The sequence below is a fragment of the Leptolyngbya sp. FACHB-36 genome (assembly GCF_014695955.1).
GTDB lineage: Bacteria > Cyanobacteriota > Cyanobacteriia > Leptolyngbyales > Leptolyngbyaceae > FACHB-36.
Window position 1 is genome coordinate 1 of record NZ_JACJPG010000205.1, and the last position, 7,272, is coordinate 7,272.

At 54.2% G+C, this 7,272-nt stretch carries 8 protein-coding genes; 2 read left to right on the top strand and 6 right to left on the bottom strand.

Annotation, left to right across the window (positions count from 1 at the left end; genetic code table 11):
- Positions 1–779, bottom strand: a 779-nt coding sequence (locus H6F43_RS04675; protein ID WP_190341149.1) for a biotin/lipoyl-binding protein, incomplete at its 3' end; no start/stop codon positions are given.
- 148 nt (positions 780–927) lie between these two features.
- On the opposite strand from H6F43_RS04675, the gene H6F43_RS04680 reads away from it, so the two are divergent.
- Both H6F43_RS04680 and H6F43_RS04685 read left to right on the top strand, forming a co-directional pair.
- The gene (locus H6F43_RS04680) at positions 928–1,482 is read left to right on the top strand and encodes a PadR family transcriptional regulator (RefSeq protein ID WP_190341151.1); all 555 of its coding nucleotides are present in this window, start codon (positions 928–930) and stop codon (positions 1,480–1,482) included.
- A gap of 32 nt (positions 1,483–1,514) precedes the next feature.
- Entirely contained in the window at positions 1,515–2,018 is a 504-nt protein-coding gene (locus H6F43_RS04685; RefSeq protein ID WP_190341153.1) for a DNA recombination-mediator protein A, read from the top strand.
- Positions 2,019–2,232: 214 nt separating this feature from the next.
- Here H6F43_RS04685 and H6F43_RS04690 read toward each other — a convergent pair whose 3' ends face one another.
- The 5 genes from H6F43_RS04690 to H6F43_RS04710 all read right to left on the bottom strand — a co-directional run bounded on the left by H6F43_RS04690 (position 2,233) and on the right by H6F43_RS04710 (position 7,207).
- Complete coding sequence (locus tag H6F43_RS04690) at positions 2,233–2,865, bottom strand: ABC transporter permease (protein ID WP_190341155.1); 633 nt, start codon at positions 2,863–2,865, stop codon at positions 2,233–2,235.
- A gap of 62 nt (positions 2,866–2,927) precedes the next feature.
- The gene (locus tag H6F43_RS04695) at positions 2,928–3,692 is read right to left on the bottom strand and encodes an ATP-binding cassette domain-containing protein (protein WP_190341156.1); all 765 of its coding nucleotides are present in this window, start codon (positions 3,690–3,692) and stop codon (positions 2,928–2,930) included.
- 64 nt (positions 3,693–3,756) lie between these two features.
- On the bottom strand, positions 3,757–4,413 hold the full coding sequence (locus H6F43_RS04700; protein WP_190341159.1) for a pentapeptide repeat-containing protein: 657 nt from the start codon (positions 4,411–4,413) through the stop codon (positions 3,757–3,759).
- A gap of 109 nt (positions 4,414–4,522) precedes the next feature.
- Positions 4,523–5,812 carry a DMT family transporter gene (locus tag H6F43_RS04705; protein ID WP_190341161.1) on the bottom strand — a complete coding sequence of 430 codons (1,290 nt, stop codon included), beginning with the start codon at positions 5,810–5,812 and terminating at the stop codon, positions 4,523–4,525.
- Positions 5,813–5,953: 141 nt separating this feature from the next.
- The gene (locus H6F43_RS04710) at positions 5,954–7,207 is read right to left on the bottom strand and encodes an inorganic phosphate transporter (RefSeq protein ID WP_190341163.1); all 1,254 of its coding nucleotides are present in this window, start codon (positions 7,205–7,207) and stop codon (positions 5,954–5,956) included.
- Positions 7,208–7,272 lie beyond the last annotated feature (65 nt).

Sequence of the window (7,272 nt, forward strand, 5' to 3'; positions counted from 1 at the left end):
TCGAGTTCGGCTTGGGCGTGGCGTACGGCGGCGATCGCGCTGTTCACGTCTGCCCGTGCCGCCTGCACATCCACCGGACGCACTTCCGCAATGCGATCGAGCGTTGCTTCGGCTTCGTTGACCTGCTTGGCAAGGGTCTGTGCCGTTTGCGTGCGGTTGGCTCTAGCTTCATTAAGCTGCTGCATTGCCACATCCAGCGTTAGCTTTTTGCCATCGCGCTGTGAAGCATTCACGGCACCGTCTCGATACAGCGACTCATAGCGACGATATTCCAAGTCTGCGTTCTGAACTTCGGCTTCCAGACGCCGCACTGTTGCGTCTTTTGCGGCAACGTCTTGGCGCAGTTGCACTTGGACGCGATCGATCGTTGCCTGCTGGGCGTTAATTTCTCCCGTTTTTGCGCCTGCTTCGACTTGTGCCAGCCGCGTCTGTGCTACGTCTACTCGTCGCTTTGCCTGATCGAGAGCCGCTTGCAAGCGATCGCGCGAATCCAGCACGGCAATGATCTGTCCTTTCTGGACGCGATCGCCCAGTCTGACACGCAACTGCTCAATTCGCACCCCTTGAGTCGGTGCTGCGAGTTGAATCACTTCACCCTTCGGTTCTAGCCGTCCCAACGCAGTAACGGCGGTTACGGCAGGTGCGGTGGCAGTCGAAGCTTTGGACGTGACGGGCTGAGCCATGCGGTAGGCGCCGATCGCGCCTGTTGCAATCGCGGTGGTCAGCGCGACAATTAGCCAGCGACGTTTAGATGGCGTTCTAATAGAGGTTGCTTGCATCAAGCCTATTCTCCTGATGAATTGAGTCGATTCGGAGTTGGACGGGCTGCTATGCAACTAGTTGCTTATTAGCTAGAGTATATGCAACAAGTTGAATATGTCAACAGGTGAATATGCAAAAGATTGCATATAAAGGTATCTAGAACGTATGGCTTTAGCACACGCAATTTTGGCACTACTGGTCGATACGGCTCGCAGCGGCTACGACCTGACGAAGGAATTTGATAGCTCTGTCGGCTACTTCTGGAACGCGACGCACCAGCAGATTTACCGCGAACTGGCAAAGCTGGAAGACCAAGGCGCGATCGCCTCTGAGATTGTTCCTCAAACGGGTCGCCCAGACAAAAAGCTGTACCACCTGACGGAACTGGGGCACCAACAGCTTGTGGAATGGATTGCCGAGCCGTGCAGCATTGCCGGCATTAAGGAAGAAATTTTGGTGAAAACCTTCGTGGGTATGCAGGTCGATCCGTCAGTTCTGCGACAAGAAATTGAGCGCCACCGTCAGGCCCATCAGCAAAAGTTAGCGGCCTACCATCGGATTGAGGCGGAGTATTTTGAACCGCGTCAGCCGCTTTCATTTGCGCACAACTTACAGTACCTAGTGCTGCGGCGAGGCATCCGCTACGAGGTAGATTGGATTGGCTGGTGTGACGAAGTGCTGCAACTCCTGGAAGACCACGCGAACGATCGCCCGGTCTGATAAGATATTTGGGTCGTTCAGGGAAGCCGTCATTGAGTCAATCGATCGATCTGCCAAAAGTAGATGATTTTCTACAAGAGCTCGCGACTATTCAGCAAACAGGTTCCAAACGCATTGCGCTGTTAGGATCGCGCCACGTCCCGATTACGCACCAAACGCTAATTGAAATGATGAGCTATGCCTTGGTGCTGGAAGGTAATCGCTTGATTACATCCGGTGCAACGGGAACAAACTTTGCCGCGATTCGAGGGGCGCTGCGAGCAGATCCGACGCTGCTAACTGTGATTCTGCCGCAAAGCTTGGAGCGGCAGCCGCGTGAGTCGCGGGAGCAACTCGAACAGGTTATGCATTTAGTAGAAAATCCGAGCAACAATACGCTGTCGCTGGCGGAAGCGAGTTCGCTATGCAATCAGGAAATTGTTTCGCGCTGCCAGCAGCTAATTTGCTTTGCGTTTCACGACAGCAACACGCTGCTAACGACCTGCCGCGATGCTGAGGAACAACGCAAAATTGTGACACTGTTTTATTTTGATTAGTCGTATTAGTCGTACGATCGCCGCTAATCTTCCCTCAATCAACCGTCACTTCTGACTGTGCTGTTTCAGGGATACTTAACTAGCAACCTGATGGGAACCGACATCCACTAAGAAGGTAAATGGCATAGACAAGCCCGACAGCACAATAAGTTGCTATGCCCTAATGCAGGTTAGATTGAGACGAATTTGACCAACATCAGAGCATTCTTCTGTGCTACTTACTGACCCGAAATCGACGTTCGAGCCAGCCGATTCCGTAGTCTGCAATCAACGCGATCGCGGCTGCCGGAACCGCCCCCGCCAGAATTAGCTGATCGTTGACAACGGCAATGCCGCGAAAAATAAAGACGCCAAGCCCGCCTGCTCCAATTGCCGCTGCGATCGTGGCGATGCCGATCGCAATCACCGTCGCTACCCGCACGCCTGCCAGAATGACACTCAGCGCCAGCGGAATCTCTACTTGCCGCAGCAGTTGCCAATCGGTCATTCCTAGGCCGCGTCCCGCTTCTCGAATTGCCGGATCAATGCCTGAGATGCCGGTGTAGGTATTGCGAATAATCGGCAGAAACGAATACAGCGTCAGGGCGACGATCGCCGGAGTTGCGCCAATGCCGCCAATAATTGGAACCGGAATCAGCAGCCCAAACAGCGCCAGACTGGGAATCGTTTGCAGAATATTTGCGATCGCCAGCACAGGCTGTCGCAGTTTAGAATTGCGCGTAATCAAAACGCCCAAGGGGATGCCAACTACGGTCGCAACGGCGATCGCAACGATTACCAGCAGCAAGTGCTCCCCCGATCGCTGCACAATTTCTGGTCCATAGCGAATCAAAAAGAAATTGTTCATCCCTCACCAGTCAGTAGCTGATCGCCATTAGCTAGTCGCTAACAGCCTGACCTAACGATAGTTTAGTGCTCTTGTGCCTTCTCAGATGGGCGCAGCGTTCTAAGGAAGGTTTGCGCTTCTGGATGGGTCGATCGCCCGAACTCCTCTGGCGCACCTAAAAATATCAGCTCTCCCGATTGCATTAGCCCAATCCGCGATGCCAGCACAAACGCTTCTTGCAGATCGTGGGTTACAAACACGATGGTTTTGCCCAACTCGTGTTGCAGTCGCCGCAATTCCTGTTGCAGCTCTAGTCGAGTAATCGGATCGAGTGCCCCAAACGGCTCATCCATCAGCAGAATCGGTGGATCGGCAGCGAGGGCGCGAGCAACCCCAACCCGCTGCCGCTGACCACCAGAAAGCTGATGTGGATAGCGATCGACAAATTGAGCCGGATCAAGTCCAACCAGATGCAGCAGTTCGTGAACGCGGGATTTGATCTGCTTGGGTTTCCAATCTAGAAGCGATGGCACGACGCCAATATTGCGCTCGATCGTGTAGTGGGGAAACAGCCCCGTCTCTTGAATCACGTAGCCAATGCGGCGTCGGAGTTGAATCGCGTCCCACTTGGTCGTGGCAGTTCCTTGAACACGGACTTCGCCACGGGTCGGCGTCAGGAGGCGATTGATCAGCTTCATGGTGGTGGTTTTACCGCAGCCACTGCGACCCAACAGCACCAAAAATTCGCCTGCGGCAATGGTAAAACGAAGGTCAGACAAGAGCGATCGTCCATTTGCCTCGTAACCTACGTGGTCAAACTCGATCGTCGTTTCGACTGGCTGCTGCATCTGCTTCTTGACTCCAGGTTCTTAATTCTGACGCATCTCAAGTCAGTCAAGCAATCGCAACAGCCTAGCTCTTGATTCCTACTTCTGAAGCCGCCCGATCCAGCACCGTTCCCACAAAGCAGGTTCCAGTGAGGTTAGCTCCGTCAAGATTAGCGCTGCCTATTTCGCTACAGAGTAGATTTGCGCCCGCCAGATTCGCGCCCGCCAGATTTGCGCCCTGCAAATCCGCCTCTTCCAGGTTTGCCTCACTCAGCAGCGCTCCCTGTAAATCCGCCTGACTCAGGTTGGCTCCGTGGAGGTTTGCTCCGCTAAGATTTGCTCCGCGCAGATCGGCTCCGCGCAAATCCACACCTTGCAGATTGACCCCAGTTAGGTTGGCACCGCTGAGAAACGCGCCCGCCAGCGTTGCCTTATTCAGTCGGGCGCGAATTAAATTTGCCCCACGTAGATTGGCCGATCGCAAATCCGCTTCGGTCAAGTCTGCCTGCATCAAGTTTGCGCCCTGAAAGCTCCCCCGCAGGTCTGCTGACGTTAATTGAGCACCAATCAGCGTTGCCCCATCCAGTACGCACCCCGTCAAGGTCGATCGGGTCAAATCGGCTCCGGTTAGCCGTGCACCTGCTAGGTTTATCCCCGGAAGCGTTTGATTCGATAAGTCTTCGTCTTCCAGGTTTACCCCCGGAAGCTGTTTTTTGCCAGCCAGCAGCGCATCAAGAGACATAGGGCAACTTAATTCAGTGAGTAAACAGGTTGAAGCCGTTCGTAATTCGTAGTCCGCAGCGTCGTCACTGACCACTCCGCGATCACTGACTACTGCTCACTAACCAGTATTACGTTTTCTTCATCCGCTCAAAGCTTAGAGCAGTAACGCCCCCCGTCACAAGCAGAATCCCCAGAACTTGAACAGACTGAAGCGGATCGTGAATGATCAAAAATGCTAGCAGTGCCGTAACGACCGGACCGCTAGAGGCAACGATCGACGCCCGCGCCGCACCCATGTAGCGCACACCAAAGTTATTCGCCAGGTAGCCTACCAGCGTCAGCACCCCTAAGACAATGCCCCCCAAAACAAAGCCTTGTGTCTGCTGTACCCGCACACCAAACTCAAACGGCAGCACCAGCAGCACACTCGACAGCAGAAAGATCGTTGAGAACTGAATCAAACTGACCGGAATTGGATGCAACTTTCTAAACCCAAGCTGCATGAAAATCAAATAAAAGGCAAAGGCAGTTCCCGCTGCGATCGCAGCGAATACTCCCGTTCCAGACATTGCCGCCGTCGATTGAATTCTAGGATAGGCAGTAAACAGAATGCCCAGCAGAATCATTCCCATGACTGCCCAGCGCAGCACCGTCGGACGATCGCGGAACAGCAGCCACGCCAGCGGCACTGTAATGATTGGATACATGAACAGAATCGTGACGGCAACGCCCGGTCCGATTTGCCCGATCGCAATGTAAATTAGAATCTGCGACAAAAACAAAAATGCCCCGCTGCCAACGACGCTAAAGAGCGGTTTGCGATCGGAGGCAGTCAGAAAATTTTTGATGTCCTTCCAGACCTTGGGATACAGCACCATTGCTACGGGAACCATCAGCGGTAGCACCACCAGCATCCGCAGCCACAGAATCAGCAGCGAATTGCCGAATCCGAGTTTAATGAAGCCACCCGTATCGAACAGTCCCAAAACCGTGCTTTGGCTGCCGATAACCCGCACGACGACATTGTGAAACGATAGCGCCATCGTAGAAAGCAGCACCAGTAGAAAGCCAAGCCGAAACTGAGAGGGAGGCTCTGACTTTTGCTTTGGTAGCGGCAAGGGAGCCGCAGGTGCTTCAAACGGAATAGGGTTGGCGGTGGGAGGTGAAGCGGGTGGCAGCGGTTGAGCTTGCAGAGCATGATGGTTTGCCCGCAGTTGCAGAATTTCAGCCGTTAACCGCGCCTTTTCTGCTTGCAGCTGCGCGACTTCATCAGACAGTTGAGTGACCAATCCCTGGTGAAGACGCTGGAGATCTTGAGTGACAGCTTGCAGCGCTTTTTCGGCTGACTGAGCTGCTTCAAGGGTATGTTCCGATCGATCGCCCTGCTGCACCATGCTTGCCCCCTCATCGATAGCCAAATTGCTTGCACCCAACGTCAGCACTTCATCAGTGTTCCCTAACAGCTTGCGAACTCGCTAAGCGTTCTGCAATTTTGCTTTGCTGACGTTCCCTAACCCCTGAAAGCATTATGCCCGAACGCTACTAATGCAGTTAGAAAATTAGACGCTCTGCACAATCAATTCACAACCTAATGTGAACAGAAGGGCAGATAGTCCCGCCGTGATCGGAATTGTGACTACCCATGCAAGAGCGATCGGTCCCAGAGTTTTGAGTTGGATCGATCGAGCATTCTTCACTAGCCCAATTCCAACAACGCCCCCCACCAACGCATGAGATGTAGACACAGGCAGTCCAAGGCGAGAGGCTAACAGCACTGTCAATGCTGTTGCGAGTTCGGCGCAAAATCCGCCGCTGGGCTGCAGCGAAATAATTCCCTCGCCCACCGTCGCAATCACCTTTTTACCCAGCACTGCCAATCCTGCTACGATGCCTAACGCGCCAATGACCAGAATCCACAGCGGCACCCGAAAGCCGTCTAGGGGAACGCTACCCGTGCGAAGAATGTGAGCGATCGCCGCCAGTGGAGCAATGGCGTTTCCAACATCGTTTGAGCCGTGGGCGAAGGCGACAAAGCAGGCGCTGATGACTTGGAAGCGAGCAAGGAGGCGTTCGGTGGGAGAAGGAATCTTCTGTTTGGTCAGGCTCTCTAGCTGTTGCCAGCTTGCGAGGGACAGTCCGAGTGTCGCGATCGCGCCGATTGCAATTGGCAAATCGTGGGCTGGCAGAGACCAGCCAACCTGCGTGGACAGCCAGACTTGAAGTGGACGGGTCAGCGTCGGTAAGACGATGACGCCAAACACGCCGAGCAGTGCAGCGCTGAGCCAGGGAATCCACTGCTGTAGCTGCGCTAGCGGATCGGACTGATCGAGAATCCAGCGCTTCACCGCGCTGTAGAACAAAGCCGCGATCGCGCCGCTCACGATCGGCGTGGCAACCCACGTGAGCGAAATTCGCTCGATCGACTGCCAATCCACTGCTCCAGGACCCACTGCAACCCACGCGAAGCCCGCGATCGCGCCAACGACCGCGTGCGAGGAGGATACAGGCAGCCCGAAAACCGTGGCAACGTTGAGCCAGACGCCGCAAGCAATTAACACAGCGACCATTCCCACCAGCAAAACGGTTGGGCGATCGCTGAACAAGGTAGGGTTAACAATTTTTGTCGCCAGCGTTTCGGAGACGTTGCGCCCAAACAGCACAGCTCCGGTGAATTCTAGAATGCCTGCGATCACCAATGCCTGTCGCAGCGTTACTGCCTTGGACCCCACGGAGGTTCCCATCGAGTTAGCGACGTCATTTGCACCTAGGTTCCAAGCAAGGTAGAAGGCAAGCAGACTGGTGAAAATTAACATGAAATAGCGACAAGATTGAACGTGAGGTTAACTGAAGGAAACACACAGACGCTCTGCAGCTTACC

Coding starts and splice junctions, on each gene's coding strand:
- H6F43_RS04680 (WP_190341151.1), top strand. CDS start 928: ATGGCTTTAGCACACGCAATTTTGGCACTACTGGTCGATACGGCTCGC.
- H6F43_RS04695 (WP_190341156.1), bottom strand. CDS start 3,692: ATGCAGCAGCCAGTCGAAACGACGATCGAGTTTGACCACGTAGGTTAC.
- H6F43_RS04700 (WP_190341159.1), bottom strand. CDS start 4,413: ATGTCTCTTGATGCGCTGCTGGCTGGCAAAAAACAGCTTCCGGGGGTA.
- H6F43_RS04710 (WP_190341163.1), bottom strand. CDS start 7,207: ATGTTAATTTTCACCAGTCTGCTTGCCTTCTACCTTGCTTGGAACCTA.
- H6F43_RS04690 (WP_190341155.1), bottom strand. CDS start 2,865: ATGAACAATTTCTTTTTGATTCGCTATGGACCAGAAATTGTGCAGCGA.